At 72.2% G+C, this 19,693-nt stretch carries 17 protein-coding genes; 13 read left to right on the forward strand and 4 right to left on the reverse strand.

The annotated features are described in order from the left end of the window. Positions 1–10: 10 nt before the first annotated feature. Entirely contained in the window at positions 11–355 is a 345-nt protein-coding gene (locus CVS47_RS01775; protein ID WP_127094547.1) for a DUF7882 family protein, read from the reverse strand. Positions 356–511: 156 nt separating this feature from the next. Between CVS47_RS01775 and CVS47_RS16980 the strand changes: the two genes are divergently transcribed. Then, positions 512–646: a hypothetical protein gene (locus tag CVS47_RS16980; protein WP_277600953.1), complete on the forward strand. Its 135-nt coding sequence runs from the start codon at positions 512–514 to the stop codon at positions 644–646. A 19-nt stretch (positions 647–665) separates the two neighbouring features. On the opposite strand, the gene CVS47_RS01780 is transcribed toward CVS47_RS16980, so the two are convergent. Both CVS47_RS01780 and CVS47_RS01785 read right to left on the reverse strand, forming a co-directional pair. Then, positions 666–1,301, reverse strand: a complete 636-nt coding sequence (locus tag CVS47_RS01780) for an NADPH-dependent F420 reductase (RefSeq protein WP_127094548.1) — start codon at positions 1,299–1,301, stop codon at positions 666–668. Between the two features lie 47 nt (positions 1,302–1,348). Then, positions 1,349–2,551 (reverse strand): ROK family transcriptional regulator, encoded by a 1,203-nt coding sequence (locus tag CVS47_RS01785; RefSeq protein WP_127094549.1) that lies wholly within the window; start codon positions 2,549–2,551, stop codon positions 1,349–1,351. Positions 2,552–2,632: 81 nt separating this feature from the next. On the opposite strand from CVS47_RS01785, the gene xylA reads away from it, so the two are divergent. From xylA to CVS47_RS01830, 9 genes are all read left to right on the forward strand, one after another. Continuing rightward, complete coding sequence (gene xylA / locus CVS47_RS01790) at positions 2,633–3,835, forward strand: xylose isomerase (protein ID WP_127094550.1); 1,203 nt, start codon at positions 2,633–2,635, stop codon at positions 3,833–3,835. Positions 3,836–3,953: 118 nt separating this feature from the next. Next, positions 3,954–5,276, forward strand: coding sequence for a xylulokinase (locus tag CVS47_RS01795; protein ID WP_206502713.1), 1,323 nt, complete (start codon positions 3,954–3,956; stop codon positions 5,274–5,276). Positions 5,277–5,653: 377 nt separating this feature from the next. Then, complete coding sequence (locus tag CVS47_RS01800; protein WP_127094551.1) at positions 5,654–6,529, forward strand: transposase; 876 nt, start codon at positions 5,654–5,656, stop codon at positions 6,527–6,529. A gap of 248 nt (positions 6,530–6,777) precedes the next feature. Beyond that, on the forward strand, positions 6,778–7,974 hold the full coding sequence (locus CVS47_RS01805; protein ID WP_127094552.1) for a cation:proton antiporter: 1,197 nt from the start codon (positions 6,778–6,780) through the stop codon (positions 7,972–7,974). A 6-nt stretch (positions 7,975–7,980) separates the two neighbouring features. Next, the gene (locus CVS47_RS01810; protein WP_127094553.1) at positions 7,981–8,508 is read left to right on the forward strand and encodes a glutaminase; all 528 of its coding nucleotides are present in this window, start codon (positions 7,981–7,983) and stop codon (positions 8,506–8,508) included. Between the two features lie 116 nt (positions 8,509–8,624). Continuing rightward, positions 8,625–10,826, forward strand: a complete 2,202-nt coding sequence (gene glgX / locus CVS47_RS01815) for a glycogen debranching protein GlgX (protein ID WP_127094554.1) — start codon at positions 8,625–8,627, stop codon at positions 10,824–10,826. Between the two features lie 4 nt (positions 10,827–10,830). Beyond that, the gene (gene treY / locus CVS47_RS01820; RefSeq protein WP_127094555.1) at positions 10,831–13,215 is read left to right on the forward strand and encodes a malto-oligosyltrehalose synthase; all 2,385 of its coding nucleotides are present in this window, start codon (positions 10,831–10,833) and stop codon (positions 13,213–13,215) included. After that, positions 13,215–14,948: a malto-oligosyltrehalose trehalohydrolase gene (treZ, locus tag CVS47_RS01825; protein ID WP_127094556.1), complete on the forward strand. Its 1,734-nt coding sequence runs from the start codon at positions 13,215–13,217 to the stop codon at positions 14,946–14,948. The genes treY and treZ overlap by 1 nt, the downstream gene beginning before the upstream one ends. A 75-nt stretch (positions 14,949–15,023) precedes the next feature. Then, positions 15,024–15,869 carry a tryptophan-rich sensory protein gene (locus CVS47_RS01830; RefSeq protein ID WP_127094557.1) on the forward strand — a complete coding sequence of 282 codons (846 nt, stop codon included), beginning with the start codon at positions 15,024–15,026 and terminating at the stop codon, positions 15,867–15,869. Between the two features lie 72 nt (positions 15,870–15,941). Here CVS47_RS01830 and CVS47_RS01835 read toward each other — a convergent pair whose 3' ends face one another. Further along, a complete protein-coding gene (locus CVS47_RS01835) occupies positions 15,942–16,685 on the reverse strand; it encodes a glutamine amidotransferase-related protein (RefSeq protein ID WP_127094558.1) in 744 nt (247 codons plus the stop codon). Positions 16,686–16,938: 253 nt separating this feature from the next. On the opposite strand from CVS47_RS01835, the gene CVS47_RS01840 reads away from it, so the two are divergent. The 3 genes from CVS47_RS01840 to CVS47_RS01850 are packed head-to-tail and all read left to right on the forward strand — an operon-like array spanning position 16,939 to position 19,692. After that, positions 16,939–17,571: an RNA polymerase sigma factor gene (locus CVS47_RS01840; RefSeq protein ID WP_127094559.1), complete on the forward strand. Its 633-nt coding sequence runs from the start codon at positions 16,939–16,941 to the stop codon at positions 17,569–17,571. Then, entirely contained in the window at positions 17,564–18,031 is a 468-nt protein-coding gene (locus CVS47_RS01845) for a hypothetical protein (protein WP_127094560.1), read from the forward strand. The genes CVS47_RS01840 and CVS47_RS01845 overlap by 8 nt, the downstream gene beginning before the upstream one ends. 29 nt (positions 18,032–18,060) lie before the next feature. Next, complete coding sequence (locus CVS47_RS01850; RefSeq protein ID WP_127094561.1) at positions 18,061–19,692, forward strand: S8 family peptidase; 1,632 nt, start codon at positions 18,061–18,063, stop codon at positions 19,690–19,692. Position 19,693 lies beyond the last annotated feature (1 nt).

Here is a 19,693-nt window from a genome sequence, read left to right on the forward strand (position 1 = left end):
CGGCGCTGCGTCAGTTCTGGGCGAGTTCGCCGTCGGTCGCGGTGGCTCCGGCGCCGTCGAAGTGCTCGGCGACGAGCATGATGCCGCCCGACGAGTTCGCCGAGTTGGAGAGCTCCTCGATCCACTCGCGGCTGAGCAGCGTCGGCTCCGGGTCGTCGAAGACGAACCGCAGCGGGATCGACTCGTGCAGCCAGATCGAGCTGCGCCCGCGCGGCTGATCGTCGGGGTGACGCCATGACACGGTGAAGCTCTCGCCCCGGCGCAGCTTGGTGGCGATGACGACCTTCAGGTGCGCCAGCGCCCGGTCTTCGATGTGGATCGGCGTCGCCGATCCGCCGTAGTAGATGGTGCCCACGCAACGACTGTATAGCGGGTCGCCTGCGGCGTCACCTTTCGCCGCCCCGTGTCAAGGGGCTGACCGCGCGACACGCGGGGGGCAGAGTGGTCAGCCGAGACCCAAGGAGGGAGCGCTGTGGTGAGCTCGCAGGATCCACACGCCGAACAAACCCCGATGGAAGCCGCGCCCGACGCGTCCGCCGTCGCCGACCAGATCCCCGGCATCGACATCGTCGCCGGTGAGCTTCTGCCGCGCCGTCCGCGGACGCGGAGCGGCCGGCCCGCCGCGGGCGGACCGGCCGACTCCTGAGCGTGCTGCGCGGCGCCGGTCAGCGCTCGGCGCGGGCCAGGTTGGCCCGCAGCTCCTCCGCGTTCTGGCGGACGACGTAGGCAGGGCGGTCGCGCTCCACGCGCCAGCTGTCGGCCAAGGGCCCGACGTTGACGGTGTCGAAGCCGAACTCGTCATAGATGCGGGTCACGAGGTCCGCGGCGTCGTCGAAGTCGCTCGAGGTGGCGAGCGCGCGACGGTCGGCGGTGCCGGCGGGTGAGCCGTCGGTGAGGATGTCGGCCGACATGATGTGGTTGAACGCCTTGGCGACGCGCGACTGCGGAAGGTGCTCCTGCAGCATCTGCGAGGTCGTGGTGCGGTTCTCGTCGAGCTCGGCGATGCGTCCGTCGCGCTCCCAGTAGTAGTTGTTGGTGTCGAGCACGATCTTGCCCGCGAGGGGCTCGACGGGGATGTCGTCGATCGCCTTGAGCGGCACGGTCACCACGACGACGTCGCCGGCGGCCGCAGCATCCTGCGCCGTCGCGGCGCGCACGCCGTCGCCCATGTCGGCCACCAGATCGGCGAGCGTCTCCGGCCCGCGCGAGTTGCTGATGACGACGTCGTAGCCGTGCTGGGCGAAGCCCCGCGCGAGTGCCGAGCCGATGTTTCCTGCTCCGATGATTCCGATTGTGGTCATGGGGCGTTCCAACGCCCGCCGGGTGAGGGCATTCCCCCGGCGATCGGTCAGATGGAGATGTCCCGGGTTGCGGGGGCGGCGGGCACGCGGTTCAGCGGATCGGCGATCAGCTCGGCGAACGCCGCCTCCGCGGCGCCGATCAGCAGCCGGTCCTCCGCGAGGAGCGCCGTGCGGATGTCGAGCGTCTCGGCGTTCGCGGCCATCGCCTGCGCGCGCACGTCGGCCTCGAGCGCCGGGCCGTCGAGCTGGGCGATCGTCGCGAGGAACCCGCCGAGGATCACGACGCCGGGGTTGAGCACGTTGACGGCATTGGCCAGTGCCGTCGCGAGGATGCGGCGCTGGCGGCCGACCTCGTCGAGCACTCCCGCCTCGGACGACGCCGCGAGGGCGTCGGCGAGGGTCGGCTCGTCGGCGTTCGACAGGCCGACCGCCTCGAGCAGGCGCGCGCGGCTCACCTCGTCCTCCAGCACGCCGTGGTCGGCCCGGCGATCGGAGTCGGCGGCGATGCCCGGCCGGTTCTGGCCGAACTCGCCCGCGTAGCCCCCCGCGCCTCCGACGGCGATGCCGCCGACGATCAACCCGCCGCCGATGCCGCTGGCTCCGCCGTTGAGGTAGACGATGTCCCACGCACCGCGGCCCGCCCCGTACAGGTGCTCCGCGATCGCGCCGAGGTTGGCGTCGTTGCCGACGGAGGTCGGCAGGCCGGTGGCTTCCTCGACGAGGGTGCGGAGGGGTGCATCCGTCCACTCGAGGTGCGGCGCGCTGCGCACGATGCCGTCGGCGCTGCGCACCAGTCCGGGCACGGCCACGCCGATGCCGACGATGCGCGCGCCCGCGAGCTCGGCGGTGGTCCAGGCGGCCACCCGCTCGGCGACGAGCTCCGCGGTCTCGGCGGGCGTGAGGAGGTGGTCGAGCTCGATGCGCTCGCGGACGGGGATGCCGCGATCCAGGCCCACCGCGGCGAGCGTGAGCGCGTCCACCTCGGGGTGCGCGGCGATCGCGACGACATCGGGGTCGCCGGCGACGAGGGGCGACGGCCTGCCGACGCGACGAGACGGGTCGGGGGCATGCTCCCGCACGAGCGCGAGACGGGTGAGCTCGCCGACCAGGTCGGCGATGGTCGAGCGGTTCAGTCCGGTGGTCTCGGTCAGCGCCGCGCGGGAGAGAGGGCCCGCCTGATGCACGAGCCGGAGGATGCGCGCGAGGTTGCCCTGGCGCACGCTCGGTATGCCCGGGGACGCATCGCTCATGGGTTCACTGTAGGAGATGGACGCCGCATCCTGCGTGGTATAGGTTGTGAGAGGCAACAATTATGTCGCGAAGGAGCCACAATGCCTTACACCGGTCCCACCCCCACCCGCGAAGACAGGTTCTCATTCGGCCTGTGGACGGTCGGCTACAACGGCGCCGACCCGTTCGGCGGCCCGACCCGCCCGGCACTGGATGTCGTCCACGCGGTCGAGAAGCTCTCGGAGCTCGGCGCCTACGGTCTGACGTTCCACGATGATGACCTGTTCGCCTTCGAGTCGACCGACGCGGAGCGCCAGACGCAGATCGACCGCCTCAAGGGCGCCCTGGAGTCCACCGGCCTCATCGTGCCGATGGTCACCACCAACCTCTTCTCCGCACCGGTCTTCAAGGACGGCGGCTTCACCTCCAACGACCGTCAGGTGCGTCGCTTCGCCCTGCGCAAGGTCTTCCGTCAGCTCGACCTCGGCGCCGAGCTGGGCGCCAAGACGTTCGTCATGTGGGGCGGCCGCGAGGGCGCCGAGTACGACTCGGCCAAGGACATCCGCCAGGCGCTGGAGCGCTACCGGGAGGCCGTCAACCTGCTCGGCGACTACGTCACCGACAAGGGCTACGACATGCGCTTCGCGATCGAGCCCAAGCCCAACGAGCCCCGCGGCGACATCCTGCTGCCGACGCTCGGACACGCGATCGCGTTCATCGACTCGCTCGAGCGCCCCGAGCTCGTCGGCCTCAACCCCGAGGTCGGCCACGAGCAGATGGCGGGCCTCAACTACGCCGCCGGCATCGCGCAGGCGCTGTACCACGACAAGCTCTACCACCTCGACCTCAACGGTCAGCGCGGCATCAAGTACGACCAGGACCTCGTCTTCGGTCACGGCGACCTGCACAACGCGTTCGCCCTGGTCGACCTGCTCGAGAACGGCGCCCCCGGCGGCGGACCGACCTACGACGGCCCGCGTCACTTCGACTACAAGCCCTCGCGCACCGAGGACGAGCAGGGCGTCTGGGACTCCGCCGCGGCGAACATGAGCATGTACCTGCTGCTGAAGGAGCGGGCCGCCGCGTTCCGCGCCGACCCGGATGTGCAGGAGGCGCTCGCCGCCGCCCGCGTGGACGAGCTGTCGCAGCCCACCCTCAACGAGGGCGAGAGCTACGACGACTTCCTCGCGGACCGCTCCGCGTACGAGGACTTCGACCCGTCGACGTACTTCGGCGCCAAGGGCTTCGGCTTCGTCCGTCTGCAGCAGCTGGCCACCGAGCACCTCATGGGCGCCCGGGGCTGATCCGTTCGCTCATTGACGCGAGACTGCAGCGGAGCGGCGAGACTGCGGGGATTCCCCTCGGTCTCGCCTCCCGGGTGCAGTCTCACGGGTGGGTGATGTTCCGACGAAGGAGTGCGCAATGGCTCTGGTGATGGGTGTCGACACGTCGACGCAGTCGTGCAAGGTCGTGATCGCCGAGACGGCTCCGGGGACGGAGGCCGCGATCGGCGCGGTCGTCCGTCAGGGGCGGGCGCAGCATCCCGACGGGACGGCGGTCGATCCGGCCGCCTGGTGGACCGCGCTGCAGGAGGCGATCGCCGACGCCGGCGGTCTCGCCGACGTCGAGGCGTGGTCGATCGGCGGCCAGCAGCACGGCATGGTCGTGCTCGACGCCGATGGGCGCGTGATCCGCGACGCCCTGCTGTGGAACGACACGCGCTCGGCCGGAGCCGCGGCGACGCTGCGGGAGGAGTTCGGCGCCGACGAGCTCGCCGAGCGAACGGGGCTCGTGCCCGTGGCATCCTTCACCATCACGAAGCTGCGCTGGCTGCGCGATGCGGAGCCCGACAACGCGGCGTGCGTCGCCGCCATCGCGCTGCCGCATGACTGGCTGACCTGGCGCCTGCGCGGGTTCGGTCCCGAGGGCGAGTCCGAGCGCGGACCCGTGCTCGAGGAACTCGTGACCGACCGATCGGATGCCTCGGGCACCGGCTACTGGGACCCCCGCGCCGGCGGCTACGACCGCGACCTCCTCGCCGCAGCGCTCGGGCACGACGCAATCCTTCCGCGCGTGCTCGGCCCGCAGGAGTGGGTCGAGGATGCCGCCGGCCGGCGCGTGGGGCCGGGCGCCGGTGACAACGCGGGTGCGGCGCTGGGGCTCCAGGCCGGACCGGGCGACGTCGTCATCTCGATCGGCACGAGCGGCACCGTCTTCGCCGTGAGCGAGCAGCGGACGATCGATCCGACCGGCACCGTGGCCGGGTTCGCCGACGCGAGCGGCCGGTTCCTGCCGCTGGTCGCGACGCTGAACGCGGCGCGGGTGCTCGACGCGATCGGACGCCTGCTCGCCGTGGACCACGCTGAGCTCAGCCGCCTGGCGCTCGCCGCTGCGCCGGGAGCGGCCGGGCTCGCCCTCGTGCCGTACTTCGAGGGCGAGCGCACCCCGAACCTCCCCGACGCGACCGCGTCGCTGACCGGCATGACCCTGGCCTCGACGACGCGCGAGAACCTTGCGCGGGCGGCCGTCGAGGGGATGCTGAGCGGACTCTCCGCCGGACTCGAGGCCCTCCGCGGCCTCGGCGTGCCGCTCGAGCGCGCCCTGCTCGTCGGCGGCGGCGCCCAGTCGGAGGCCGTGCGCACGATCGCCCCGCAGGTGCTGGGCCTTCCCGTCGAGGTTCCCGAGCCGGGCGAGTACGTCGCCCTCGGCGCTGCGCGCCAGGCCGCGCGGGTGCTGGCGGGCTGAGGCGCGGGTCCTCGCGCGGTTGCGCGGTTGCTCGTCGCTCGTCGCTCGTCGCTCGTCGAGACGTCGCAACACGCTGTGCGCTCGACGTCGCGTGCGGCGTGTTGCGACGTTTCGCGGACGGTGGTTGCGCATTTCGCGCGCGGTGGCTGCGACGTCTCGCGGGCGGTGGTTGTGACGTTCGCGATGAGCTTTGACCGCGGCGAGGTGCGACGCATCAACTGTGAACACCCGAGGCGTCGCAACACGCCGTGCGCACGATGACGCGCACGGCGTGTTGCGACCTTTCGCGGGCCGGCGGGCACGGGCGGGGCGGGGCGGCCGCGCGGGCGACCGTTCACGCCGCGCGCGAGCACGGGACCACGCGGCACAATGGGGCCATGGCGCAGGCCGAGGATGACGCGACCGGCGACGACGCCGCGCTCGATGAGATCGCCGCGGAGCTCTACGCCCTGCCGCCCGAGGGCTTCACGGCGGCGCGCAATGGGCGGGCGTCGTCGGCTCCGCGGGCGCTCGCCGCGCGGGTGAAGGCGCTCCGCAAGCCGTCCGTCGCGGCGTGGGCCGTCGACCTCCTCGCGCGGCAGGGGCAGCTGGCCGAGGCGGTCGAGCTGTCCGCGGCGCTCCGGGAGGCGCAGGACGATCTGGATGCTGCAGAGCTGGCCGCCCTCGGACGCCAGCGCCGCGCGCTCGTGGGCGCCCTGGCCGCCGAGGCGGTGCGGCTGGCCGACGAGCAGGGCGTCAGCGTCAGCTCCGCCGCCCGCGAGGAGGTCGAGAAGACCATCAACGCCGCCGTGGTGGATGCGGCGGCCGCCGCCGCCGTGCTGACCGGGCGGCTCGTCCGCACGCTGGAGCCCGGCGGCACCGACGAGGCGACCCTGGCCGAGGCCGTCGGCGGGTCGCTGCCCGGGGCGCCCGCGGGAGCCGCGCCCCGCCCGTCGCGCGACGACCTGGCCGAGCGGCGCGCCCGGAAGGCGGCGGAGAAGGCCGCCCGCGAGGCAGAACGGGCAGCCACCGAGGCCGAGCGCGAGCTCGCGCGGATCGAGGCGCGGCGCGGGAAGATCCGCGAGCGCCGCGACCACCTGCGCGAGCGCATCGACGACCTGCGCGCCGAGCTCGAGCGCTTCGAGGCGGACGAGGCGCAGGTGCAGGACGACCTGACCGCGGCAGACGCGGAGCACGAGACGGCGCGGACAGCGGCCGCGGCCGCGCGGAAGGCGTCGGACGCGGCGCAGAAGGCGATCGACGCGCCGCGCTGACACCCTGCGGCACCGGTTCCGCGCACCGGTCGTCGGGAGCGCTGTGACGGGTGCGACGCAGGAGCGCGGGTGGGGCGTCCGCCGGGGCCCAGCCGGCCCACCTCCCGACGACCGGTACACGTTCTGCCGCCTCAACCGCGAAACAGCGCAGTCCAGACATCCGGCTCCCGACACCCGGCACGCCCGGACCGCACATCCGGCCCTGGAGCACGTCCCCGACGCCCGCGCCGAATCGGTACCCTGAGCGCGTGGCCGACCTCAGCACCCTCCTGGTGATCCCGCTGGTCGCCGTGCTCGCACCGCTGCTCTCGCGCGGGATCAGCCGCTGGCTGCCGGTGCCCATCGTCGTGTTCGAGCTGGTGCTGGGCATCGCGATGGGTCCGAGCCTGCTCGACTGGGCGCAGCCGTCGCCGTTCGCGAGCACGCTGGCCGAACTCGGCCTCGCCATGCTGTTCTTCGTCGCCGGCACCGAGATCCAGTTCGCCGCCCTCACCGGACGCACCGGTGCACGGGCGGGCCTCGGCTGGCTCATCAGCCTCATCGCGGGTGTGGCCCTCGGCTGGCTGATCGCGCCCGGCGACTCGGCCATCGTCCTCGGGGTCGCGCTGTCGTCCACCGCACTGGGCACCCTGCTGCCGATCCTGCGCGACGCGGGCGAGCTGCGCACCCCGTTCGGCTTCAGCGTCAGTGCGGTCGGCGCCGTGGGGGAGTTCGGACCGCTCGTCGCGATCTCGGTCTTCCTCGGCAGCCGCGACCCCGGACTCGCCACCGTGATCCTGGCCGTCTTCGCCGTGATCGCCGCGCTCGCCGTCTGGTGGGCGGTCAAGGCCCCGCAGGGCCGCCTGCACGCCGTCGTGACCTCGACGCTGCACACCTCCGGCCAGTTCGCGATGCGGGTGGTGCTGCTGATCCTCGCCGTGCTCGTCGCGCTCAGCCTGTTCCTCGGCATCGACATGCTGCTGGGCGCCTTCACCGCGGGCATCGTCTGGCGGCTGGTGATGCGCGAGGCGCCCGCGGCCGACCGCGAGGCGGTCGAGAGCAAGATCGAGGCGGTCGCCTTCGGCTTCCTCGTGCCGATGTTCTTCGTCTACACCGGCGTCACCTTCGACCTCAGCGCGCTCACGTCCGCGCCGCTCCTGCTCGCCGGCGTGGTGATCGCCCTGCTCGCCCTGTTCGTCGTGCGCGGACTGCCGTCGGTGCTCGCCTCGCCCGCCGGTACGAGTCATCGGGAGCGCCTGTCGATCGCGCTGATGGGCGCGACCGGCCTGCCGATCATCGTCGCGGTGACCAACATCGCGGTGCAGAAGGGCCTGATCACGTCGCCCTTCGCCTCCGTGCTCGTCGGTGCCGGGATGCTGTCGGTGCTGGTGTTCCCGCTCGTCGCGATGAGCCTGCGCGGCGAGCGCGCCAGCGTCCGCAGCGCCATCGTCGAGGATGTGGTCTGACGAGACATGGATGCTGCGACCCCCTCCGTGCCCGACGGTCCGGCCCGCGAGCTCGACCGGCTGCTCGCCGACGCCCGTGCTCGCCTCCGCGACGCGCCGCGCGAGGGACTCGGCGAGCTGCAGACCGGACGGCGCACCCTCGGGATCCCCCGGGCGCCGCGCGTCGTGCCGCGCGGGCGCGCCTGGCACCTGGGCATCCTGCTGCTGAGCGACGACGCGCTGCGCGCGACGGGCGACATCGTGCGGGCGCGCGCCGAGGTGCGGCGCGGCTTCCCAGCCGAGTCGCAGCGGCGGCGGGCCGAGATCGCCGCGGCCGCGCGCCGGGGCGGCTTCGAGGAGGGGGAGACGGTGCACCTCGGGTGGCACGAGGTCGACCTCGCCGCCGTCGGCCGGGGCGAGGCATCCGCCCCTCTCGACGTCCGCGACGGGGTGGTGGTCGTCCGCTGGAGTCCGTCGGGAGGATTCGTGCCGCTGGCGGGATATCTGACCGACCGCATCGAGCTGCTGGTGCACCCCCTGAGAGGTGCGACGTAGGCGCGTTGTCAAGTCCCCGAGGGACGATTCATGTTTCATAGCACGCTCGACGCATGGTCGATAACAGCGCGGAAAGCCACCAGGCTAGGGTGACGGGACTCTACGAGGGAGACACAGTGCAATCGTGGCCAGGATCGAGCTATCCGCTCGGAGCAACGTATGACGGCAACGGGACGAACTTCGCGATCTTCAGCGAAGGCGCCGAGAAGGTGGAGCTCTGCCTCTTCACCGAGGACGGCGAGGAGACCTGCGTCCCCCTGATCGACGTCGACGCCTACGTGTGGCACGCCTACCTCCCCTCCATCGGACCGGGCCAGCGCTACGGCTACCGCGTGCACGGGGAGTACGACCCGAAGAGCGGTAAGCGCTTCAACGCGAACAAGCTCCTTCTCGACCCCTACGCCAAGGCGGTCGACGGCCAGATCGAGTGGAACCAGTCGGTCTTCTCGTACGACTTCGGCGACCCCGACTCGCAGAACGACGAGGACTCGGCCGCGTCGATGATGAAGGGCGTGGTGATCAACCCGTTCTTCGACTGGGCGGGTGACCGCCAGCCCAAGACGCCGTACTCCGAGACGGTCATCTACGAGGCGCACGTGAAGGGTCTCACCGAGCTGAACCCCGCCGTGCCCGAGGAGCTCCGCGGCACGTACGGCGGCATCGCGCACCCGGCCACCATCGACCACCTGCGCAAGCTCGGCATCACCGCGATCGAGCTCATGCCCGTCCACCAGTTCGTCAACGACTCCACGCTCGAGGAGAAGGGGCTCCACAACTACTGGGGCTACAACACCATCGCCTTCCTCGCTCCGCAGAACACCTACGCCTCCGCCGAGCGCGGACAGCAGGTGCAGGAGTTCAAGGGCATGGTCAAGGCGCTGCACGCCGCCGGCATCGAGGTCATCCTCGACGTGGTCTACAACCACACCGCCGAGGGCAACCACATGGGGCCGACGCTCTCGATGCGCGGCATCGACAACATCGCCTACTACCGCCTGGAAGACGACGACCAGCGGTACTACACCGACTACACCGGCACCGGCAACAGTCTGAACGTCGGCAATCCGCACGCGCTGCAGCTGATCATGGACTCGCTGCGCTACTGGGTGCTCGAGATGCACGTCGACGGCTTCCGCTTCGACCTCGCCTCGACGCTCGCGCGCGAGTTCTACGACGTCGACCGCCTCGCGACCTTCTTCGAGCTCGTGCAGCAGGATCCGGTGGTCTCGCAGGTCAAGCTGATCGCCGAGCCCTGGGACATCGGCCCCGGCGGCTACCAGGTCGGCAACTTCCCCCCGCAGTGGACCGAGTGGAACGGCAAGTACCGCGACACCGTGCGCGACTTCTGGCGCGGCGAGCCGCAGGCGCTCGGCGAGTTCGCGTCGCGTCTGACCGGGTCGGCCGACCTGTACGAGCACTCCGGACGCCGACCCGTGGCATCCATCAACTTCGTCACCGCCCACGACGGCTTCACACTGCGCGACCTCGTGTCGTACAACGAGAAGCACAACGACGCCAACGGCGAGGACAACAACGACGGGGAGTCGCACAACCGCTCGAGCAACCACGGCGTCGAGGGTCCGACCGACGACCCCGAGGTGCTGACGCTCCGGGCCCGCCAGCAGCGCAACTTCATCGCCACGATGCTGCTCTCGCAGGGCGTGCCGATGCTGCTGCACGGCGACGAGCTCGGCCGCACGCAGGGCGGCAACAACAACGGCTACGCGCAGGACAACGAGATCACGTGGATGAACTGGGAGGGCGTCGACCAGCCCCTCCTCGAGTTCACCGCCGCCCTCGTGCGTCTGCGCCGGGACCACCCGACGTTCCGCCGCGGCCGCTTCTTCAACGGCCGCCCCGTGCGCCGCGAAGAAGGGGCTCCGATCCCCGACATCGTGTGGCTGCGCCCCGACGGCTCCGAGATGACGCCCGAGGACTGGGACTCCGGCTTCGGCCGCGCCATCGGCGTGTTCCTGAACGGCGACGGCATCCGCGAGCGCGACTTCCGCGGGGAGCCGCTGAGCGACAAGCACTTCGTCATCCTGTTCAACGCAGGCGACGAGCCCGTGGACTTCGCCCTGCCGACCGACGAGTTCAGCCCGAAGTGGGACATCGTCGTGGACACCGCAGGTCAGCGCGCCGACTCCGACCCGCTCCGTCCCGGCGACGCCGTGGTCGTGGAGGCCAAGTCGATGCTGGTGCTGCGCGAGCACGACCTGCCCGAGCCCGAGGTCGACCACTCCGTGGCGGCGTCGCTGGTGGCCCTGGCGGACGCGGAGATCATCCCGCAGCTGCCCAAGCCCGAGCTCGGGAGCTGACGGCATGCCGCGGCATCCTTCGTCGACCTACCGCCTGCAGATCAGGGAGTCATTCGATCTGGATGCCGCGGCCGCCGTCACCGGCTACCTCCGCGACCTCGGCGTGGACTGGGCCTACCTGTCCCCGCTGCTGACCGCGGCGGGCGGCTCCGACCACGGCTACGACGTCGTCGACCCGACCCGCGTCGACCCCGCGCGCGGCGGCTCGGAGGGCCTCGACCGGTTCGCCGCCGCCGCCCGCGCGGCCGAGCTCGGCATCCTGATCGACATCGTGCCGAACCACGTCGGTGTCGCGACCCCCTCGGAGAACCCGTGGTGGTGGGACGTGCTCACGCTCGGCCGCGACTCGCCCCGTGCCGAGATGTTCGACGTCGACTGGGAGGTCGCCGACGGCCGCATCCGGCTGCCCTTCCTCGGCGCGAGCCTCAACGAGGCGATCGCCGACATCCGCATCGACCCCGAGCTGACCCGGCGCGCGCCGTTCGGCACGCTCCGCTACTTCGACCACGAGCTGCCGCTGGCCCCCGGGTCCATCGCGCCCGGCGAGGACTCCTCGACGCCCGAGGGCGTCCGCGCCGTGCTCGCGCGGCAGAACTACGAGCTGCGCTTCTGGCGCGACGAGGCGGCCGAGCTCAACTACCGCCGGTTCTTCGCCGTCACGAGCCTGGCCGGGGTGCGCGTCGAGCTCCCCGAGGTGTTCGACGCCACCCACGCCGAGATCCTCCGCTGGATCGAGGAGGGACTGGCCGACGGCCTCCGCGTCGACCACCCGGACGGTCTTCTCGACCCCGGCGCCTATCTCGCCCGGCTCGCCGAGAAGACCGGCGACGCCTACGTGCTGGGCGAGAAGATCCTCGAGCACGGCGAGGACCTCCCCGCCTGGTGGCGGACGGCCGGCACCACCGGCTACGACGCGCTCGCCGAGATCGACCGCGTGCTCATCGACCCGGCCGGCGAAGACGGCCTCGATGCCCTCGACGCCCGCCTCCGCGCGGACACCGGTCTCGCCGAGCCGCTCGCATGGCACGACCTGATCCACGACACGAAGCGGAAGATCGCCGACACCATCCAGGTGGCGGAGATCCGCCGGCTGGAGCGCGGTCTCCGCGGCCTCGACGGCGTCCCCGCCGACGAGGCGAAGACCATCGACGCCCTCGCCGAGCTGCTCACGTGCTTCCCGGTGTACCGCTCCTACCTGCCCGCCGGACGCGAGCACCTGGATGCCGCGGCCGCCGAGGCCGCGGAGCGCCGGCCCGACCTCGCCGACACCATCGCCGCCCTCGTGCCCCTGCTGGCCGACCCGACGCTGGAGGCGTCGCGGCGCTTCCAGCAGACGACCGGACCGGTCATGGCGAAGGGCGTGGAGGACACCGCGTTCTACCGTGCGACCCGGCTGGGCTCGCTCACCGAGGTGGGCGCCGACCCCGGCGTCTTCTCGCTGACGGTCGACGACTTCCACCGCGCCAACCAGGTGCGTCTCGCCGCCTGGCCGCACGCGATGACCACGCTGTCCACGCACGACACCAAGCGCGGCGAGGACGTGCGGGCGCGCCTCGACGTGCTCGCCGAGATCCCCGACCGCTGGGCCGAGGTCGTGGAGCAGGCCCGCGCGCGGGCGACCACCGGGCACGGCCCCTTCGACAACCTGCTGCTGCAGGCCGTCGTCGGGTCCTGGCCGGCATCGCGCGAGCGACTGCACGCCTACGCCGAGAAGGCGTCGCGCGAAGCGTCGGAGGCCACCGACTGGTGGGATCCCGACGAGGAGTTCGAGAGCGGCATGCACCGCACGGTCGACGCCGTCTTCGACGATGCCGAGCTGCACGCGCTGCTCGCCGGCTTCGTCGACGAGATCTCGGCGCCGGGCTGGTCGAACTCTCTGTCCGCCAAGCTGCTGCAGGTCACCGGGGCCGGCGTGCCCGACGTGTACCAGGGCTCCGAGCTCTGGGAGATGTCGCTCGTCGACCCCGACAACCGACGCGCGGTCGACTTCGACCAGCGGGCGCGCATGCTCGCCGACGTCGACGCGGCACGCGCCTCCGGCGACCTGCCCCCCGTCGACGCGTCGGCGGCGGCGAAGCTCCTCGTGACCTCCCGCGCCCTGCGCCTGCGGCGCGACCGCCCCGAGCTGTTCACCCGGTACATCCCGATGACGGCCGTGGGCGCGGCATCCGCTCACGTCGTCTCGTTCGACCGCGGGGGAGCCGTGACGGTCGCCACGCGTCTGCCCGTCGGTCTCGCGGCCCGCGGCGGATGGGACGACACCGTCCTGCTGACGCACGGCACGCCCGTCGTCGACGCGCTGACCGGTCGTCGTTACGAGGGCGAGCGACTGGCCCTGTCCGATCTGCTGTCGGTGTACCCGGTGGCACTGCTGATCCCGGAGGACTGATGATCGAGGTGTGGGCCCCGAAGGCCGAGCGCGTCCGACTGCGACGACCCGACCACGAGGACGTCGAGCTGACCGCGGCGGAGAGCGGCTGGTGGAGCGCCGACGTCGCTCTGGCCGACGGCGACCGCTACGGCTTCGTGCTGGGCGAGAGCGACGACACGCGTCCTGATCCGCGTTCGCGCCGTCAGCCCGACGGTGTGCACGGCACGTCGGCGTGGTTCGACGCCGCGGCCCACGAGTGGACGGATGCCGCGTGGCCGGGCCGTGCGCTCGAGGGCGGGATCGTCTACGAGCTGCACATCGGCACCTTCACCCCCGACGGCACGCTGGATTCCGCGATCGACCGCCTCGACCACCTGGTCGACCTCGGCGTGACGCACGTCGAGGTGCTGCCCGTCAACGACTTCAACGGGGTCTGGAACTGGGGCTACGACGGCGTGCTGTGGTACGCCGTGCACGAGGCATACGGCGGACCGGCGGCCTACCAGCGCTTCGTCGACGCGGCGCACGCCCGCGGCCTCGCCGTCATCCAGGACGTCGTCTACAACCACCTCGGCCCCAGCGGCAACTACCTGCCCGAGTACGGTCCGTACCTGCGGGAGGGCAGCCGCAACACATGGGGCGACTCGGTGAACCTCGACGAGGACGCCGTCCGCTCCTACATCGTCGAGAACGCGCTCATGTGGATGCGCGACCACCACGTCGACGGTCTGCGCCTCGACGCCGTGCACGCGCTGCACGACGATCGGACCCCGCACATCCTGCAGGAGCTGGCCGAGGCATCCGATGCCCTGTCCGTCGAGCTCGGCCGTCCGCTCAGCCTCATCGCGGAGTCCGACCTGAACGACCCCACCCTGATCCGCTCGCGCGAGCGCGGCGGCTACGGGCTCGGCGCACAGTGGAGCGACGACTGGCACCACTCGGTCCACGTCGCCCTGACCGGCGAGACCGTGGGCTACTACGAGGACTTCGCGGCGCTCGACGCGCTGCCGAAGGTGTGGACGAAGGGCTTCTTCCACGACGGCACGTTCTCGTCATTCCGCGGCCGCGATCACGGCGCACCCATCCCGGCCGACGTCTCGCCGGCGCAGCTGGTGACCTTCGCGCAGGACCACGACCAGATCGGCAACCGCGCCGCCGGCGATCGGCTGAGCCAGACGCTGTCGCCGGGGCGCCTCGCGGTGGCCGCCGTCCTCACTCTCACCGCCCCCGGCACGCCGATGCTCTTCATGGGCGAGGAGTGGGGCGCCTCGACGCCGTGGCAGTTCTTCACCTCGCACCCCGAGCCCGAACTCGGCGAGGCCACGGCGAAGGGACGCATCGAGGAGTTCGTGAAGATGGGCTGGGACGAGTCGATCGTCCCCGACCCGCAGGACCCGGAGACCTTCACCCGCTCGAAGCTCGACTGGGACGAGGCCGACCACGACTGGCACGCCGACCTGCTCGCGCTCTATCGCGGGCTCGCCGCCTTCCGGCACGAGCGGCCCGAGCTCGCCGACCACTCCTGGGAGTCTCTCGCGGCCGACAGCGGTGGAGACGACCCTGGGCACCGCGCGTTCGCGCTGCGCCGCGGCGAGCTGTCGATCCTGGTCAACCTCACCGAGGGCGAGGTCGCGTGGGACGTCGCACCCGGCCGCAAGGTGCTGCTCCGTACGGTGGACGGCGCCCGCATCGAGGACGGCGAGGCCGTGCTGCCGCCGGAGTCCGCGGTCATCGTCGGTCCGGCGAGCTGACATGGCGGGTCGATCCGAGCGGCGGATGCTGCCGGATGCGGCGGCGCGCGTGCAGGCAGTGCCTAGAGTGAGCACATGAGCGCACCCCGATCGGCCGCCGCCCAGGCCTACGTCACGTCGGCGCCCGTCCCGTCGGATCTCGCGCGCCAGATCGTCGTGATCTCGGCCTTCGTCTTCATGATCATCGGCGCCATGGTCGGGACGGGCCTGTTCGGCGGCACGGCCGTGCAGGACCTGCAGAACGGGGCCCTGGATTCGGACGCGTCCTATCTCGCACCGGCGAGCAGCGCCTTCTCGATCTGGTCGGTGATCTACGTCGGCCTCGCCGGCTACACGGTGTGGCAGGCGCTTCCGGGCCAGCGGGCCCGGCGCCGGCAGCGCGACATGGGCTGGTTCATCGCCGGCACCATGGTGCTGAACGGCCTGTGGCTCGTGGTCGCGCAGTTCGCGACGCTGCCGCTGACGGTCCTCGCGATCGTCGCCCTGCTCGTGCTGCTCGGCTTCACCTTCCGCCGCTCGGTCGTCACCCGTGTGCCGCGCGACGGTGTGGCGGACGCCCTCTTCATCGACGGCGTGACGGGACTCCACCTCGGCTGGGTGACCCTGGCGACGGTGGCCAACACCGCGGCGTGGCTCACGGCCACCGGACCCGCCGAGTGGGAGTCGGCCGCCACGGCGCTCGGCATCGCGGTGCTCGTGGTCGTCGCCGTCATCGGCGTGGCGATCGACCGCTTCAGCGGCTGGCGGATCTCGCCGGCGCTGGCCCTCGCGTGGGGCCTCAGCTGGCTGGCGGTCGGCCGCCTGACGGGCGAGCCGCGCAACGACGCCATCGGCCTCACCGCGATCGTGGTGGCCGCGGTGATCCTCCTGCCCGCACTGGCGGTCGCCGGCCTGCGGGTGCTGCGGCCCGAAGCGGACTGACGCGGCGATCGGTCGTCTCGGACGGGCGCGGTCGGTCGGACGCTCGCTGGACGCGATCGACCGGCGGGTCCGTCAGGCGGCGGGGCCGAACCGCTCGGCGAAGCCCCGGAGCAGGCGCGCGGGCTCGGTGACGGATGCGGCGAGCACTCGCGCGGCGAGCACGTCGTAGTCCTCGGCGGCGAAATAGCCGTCGTCGCGGTACACGGCCATACGCTCGGTGAACGCCTTCGTCGTCGGCTCGGGGTGGAACTGGGTGGCGTAGAGCGTCTCACCGACGCGGTAGGCCTGCACCGGGCACGCCGCGTTCGTCGCCAGCAGCACCGCGTCGGTCGGCACCGTGGCCGTGCCCTCCTTGTGCGCGGTGAGGGCGGAGAACCGCGTCGCCAGGCCGCCGAGCAGCGGATCGCGGCCGCCGTCCTCGGTGAGCTCGATGATGACGGGGCCGGTGTCCTCGGGGTAGGCCTTCGACACGGTTCCGCCCAGCATCCGCGTCGCGACGCCGATGCCGTAACAGGTGAACAGAGCGGCCGTCCGCGACGACGCAGCCTCCTCGGCGATGCGCTCGAGGTCCGCCTCGAGGAGGCGCTGCACATCGGTCTTGCTCGCCTCGGGGTCGGCCACGTTGAACGGGCTGCCGCCGATGAGGAAGCCGCTGTACCGCTCGAACACGTCGTCGGTCAGACGCTCCCGCGTGAGATCGATGTGCGCGAGCTCGTGCTCGTCGAGGCGCGTCGCGGCGCGGAAAGACGCGTACTCCGCTTCGGCGGCGCCTCGCTGGGGGCGCACGCAGACGTACAGGAGCGGCGCGGAGGTCATGGGGGAATCCTACCGGCGGGCATCCGCCCGGCCGCCGCGACGCCGGCCCGGTCGGCGCCGGCATCAGCGTTGGTGTCCCGCTTCCTGCACAACTCGCCGAAGACCTGTGCGGAAAGTGGGACATCACGATGCGCGCGGTGCTCGTGGTCGACAGCGGGTCGTCCTCGTTCTCGTACCGGACACGGATGTCCGGCCCGTCATGTATCAGGCCGCCTCTATCGCACTCCCTCCCCATATGGACACAATGGGCGTCATGACGGCTGCGGACCGTTCGCACCCCCTCGACGACCCTTCGCCGACCGACGATTCCCCGCCGCTGCCGCGGTGGGAGCGCGCGGCAGCGCTGTTCGTGCGCTGGCGCGACGGCGAGACGCGGTGCATGGACGACCTCGTGCGCCTCATGAGCCCCGTGCTGTGGCACGTGGTGCGCGCGTACGGGCTCGACCGGGCGCTCGCGGAGGACGTCGTCCAGACGACGTGGATGACGCTCGTCCGTGGTCACGCGTCGATCGACGATCCGCGCGCCGTCTCCGGCTGGCTCACGACGTGCGCGCGTCGTGAGGCCTGGCGGGTCGGCAAGCTGCAGCGTCGCGCCGATCCGGTCGAGACGATCGACCTGGAGCCGCACCTGCCCTCCGCCGAGTCGGCCGAGGGCACCGCGGCGCGCGACGACGAGACGAGCCGCCTCTGGCGCGCCGTCGACGAGCTGGACCCACGATGCCGCCGTCTGCTGCGGATCGTCGCGTTCGAGGAGCGGCCCGACTACGCCGGCATCGCCGCCGACCTGGCGATGCCGATCGGATCGATCGGCCCGACGCGTCAGCGGTGCCTCGTCAAGCTCCGGGGCCTGCTCGAAGGCCGGGGATGGGGGAGAAGCGATGGATGACCACACTGCCGAGGATGCGGCTCTGTTCGCCCGCCTGCGGGCGGTGTGGGAGGGCGTGGACCCGGTTCCGGCCGACCTCGTCGACCGCATGGTCGCCGCCGTCGCGGTGGCCGACCTGTCCCGCGAGTACGCCCTGCTGACCCTCGTCACCGGCGACACGATGGCGGCGGTGCGCGGCGAGAGCGACACGGCGACCCTGCAGTTCAGCGACGGCGCGACGAACGTGCTCGTGCACGTCACCGCGACCGAGCACGGCGGCCGCCGCGTCGACGGCTGGGTGGATGCGCCCGCGCTCGCGATCCTGCTCGTGCAGGGCGACCGGGAGTGGCAGGCGGACGCCGGCGAGAACGGGCGCTTCGCGTTCGCGGACGTCCCGACGGGGGTCTCGCGCATCCGTCTCGCCGTCCGCCGTCACGACGGATCCCTCGCCGAGTTCCAGACACCGCAGTTCGAGGTGTGACCGATGACGGGGCATGAGGGGTTCAGGCGATGAGCGACGAGTCGGCGCCGGGTGCGGCATCCGCAGGACGGTACGACTGGAGGTCGCGGTACGACGCCGCCCGTGCGCGCGGCACGGCGCTGGATCCGCGGAGCGAGCCGATCCGCGGCATCCGTCCCTATCCGACGTCCTACGACGCTGAGCGTCTCCTGGTGACGACGGCGGACGACGTGGCGCAGCTGCGCGCGGTGCTGGCCCTGCTGGAGCAGGCGGCCGCCGACTTCGGGTGGGCCGTCGAGCTGGAGAACCTCGACGGGACGGCCGTCGAGATCCCCGTCGCGGTCGAGCGCACGCGGAGGGCGCGTGACGCGTTCGCGCTGCCGACCATCCATCGCGTCCGCATCCTTCCCGCGCCGCCGAGCGAGGCGCTCACCGGACCCGTGCCGCCCATCGACGCGTGGCGCCTGCTGCAGCGGGCGCGGGTGCGCAACGGCGGGCAGGCACCCGAGGGCGTGGGGCTCGACCACGTGCTGGACATCGACCCGTTCGCGCGCACGAATCCCTTCGCCCGCACCAATCCCTTCGCCCGCACCAATCCCTTCGCGCGGACCAATGCGCCCGGGGCGGACAGCTACGCCGACGCGGGGAGCGGAGGGCGCCAGGTCGCGTCGTACATCGGGCCTGCACCCCGGCGGACGACCACTCCCGCGGAAGGCGGCCGGCGGCCGGTGGTCGCGATCCTCGACACGGGATGCGGCGAGCACCCGTGGCTGACGCGGGACATCGTGACCTGCGACGCGGTCGTCGACGGCAGGGCCGTGGGGATCGTCGACGCCGCCACCGATCCCGAGCTGCACGGCGACGTCGCGGGCCCCTTCGACGGCGAGCTGGACGAGGCGTCCGGTCACGGGACCTTCATCGCCGGCATCGTCAGGCAGCTGTGCCCGGACGCCGACCTCCTCGCGGTGCGGGTCGCCGACAGTCAGGGGACGGTCCTCGAAGGCGACTTCATGTACGCCATCCGGTCGCTCGTGAAGGGGATGTCGCTGCCCGGTGAGCTCGGAGGGCGGCAGATCGACGTGCTGAACCTCTCGCTGAGCTACTACCACGAGACGCCCGAGGACGATCTGTTCGACCGCACGCTCAGCCGGCTGCTCGTCGCCGCGCGCCGACGGGGGTGCGCCGTCGTCTGCTCCGCCGGCAACGACGCGACCGACCGGCCGACCTTCCCGGCCGCGCTGTGGGCGTGGCCGGGCGCGGACTACGTGGTGGAAGACCCCGCCGACGCGGCACCGCACGTGGCGATCGGCGCCGTCAACCCCAACGGGACGATGGCGCTGTTCAGCAATCTCGGACCCTGGGTCGGCGCCTTCGCCCCCGGCGCGGCGGTGGTGAGCACGATGCCCCCGTTCAACGGGGGCGTGCAGCCGGGGAGCCGCGACGACCGCCACGGACTGCGGCGCGAGACCATCGACCCCGACGACTACTCGGGCGGATTCGCCCAGTGGAGCGGCACGTCGTTCGCCGCGCCCTACGTCGCCGGGATGCTGGCGCAGGCCCTCGTCGCGCCGCTCGCGGCGGGCGCGGCCGCAGTGGCGGACGCCGATCGCTGCGCGGCTCTGCGGGCGGCGCTGGACGAGGTGCGGACGGTGCTGGCGGCACGCGGTCCGCGGCCGGTCTGAC

Source organism: Microbacterium lemovicicum (assembly GCF_003991875.1).
GTDB classification, from domain to species: Bacteria; Actinomycetota; Actinomycetes; order Actinomycetales; family Microbacteriaceae; genus Microbacterium; species Microbacterium lemovicicum.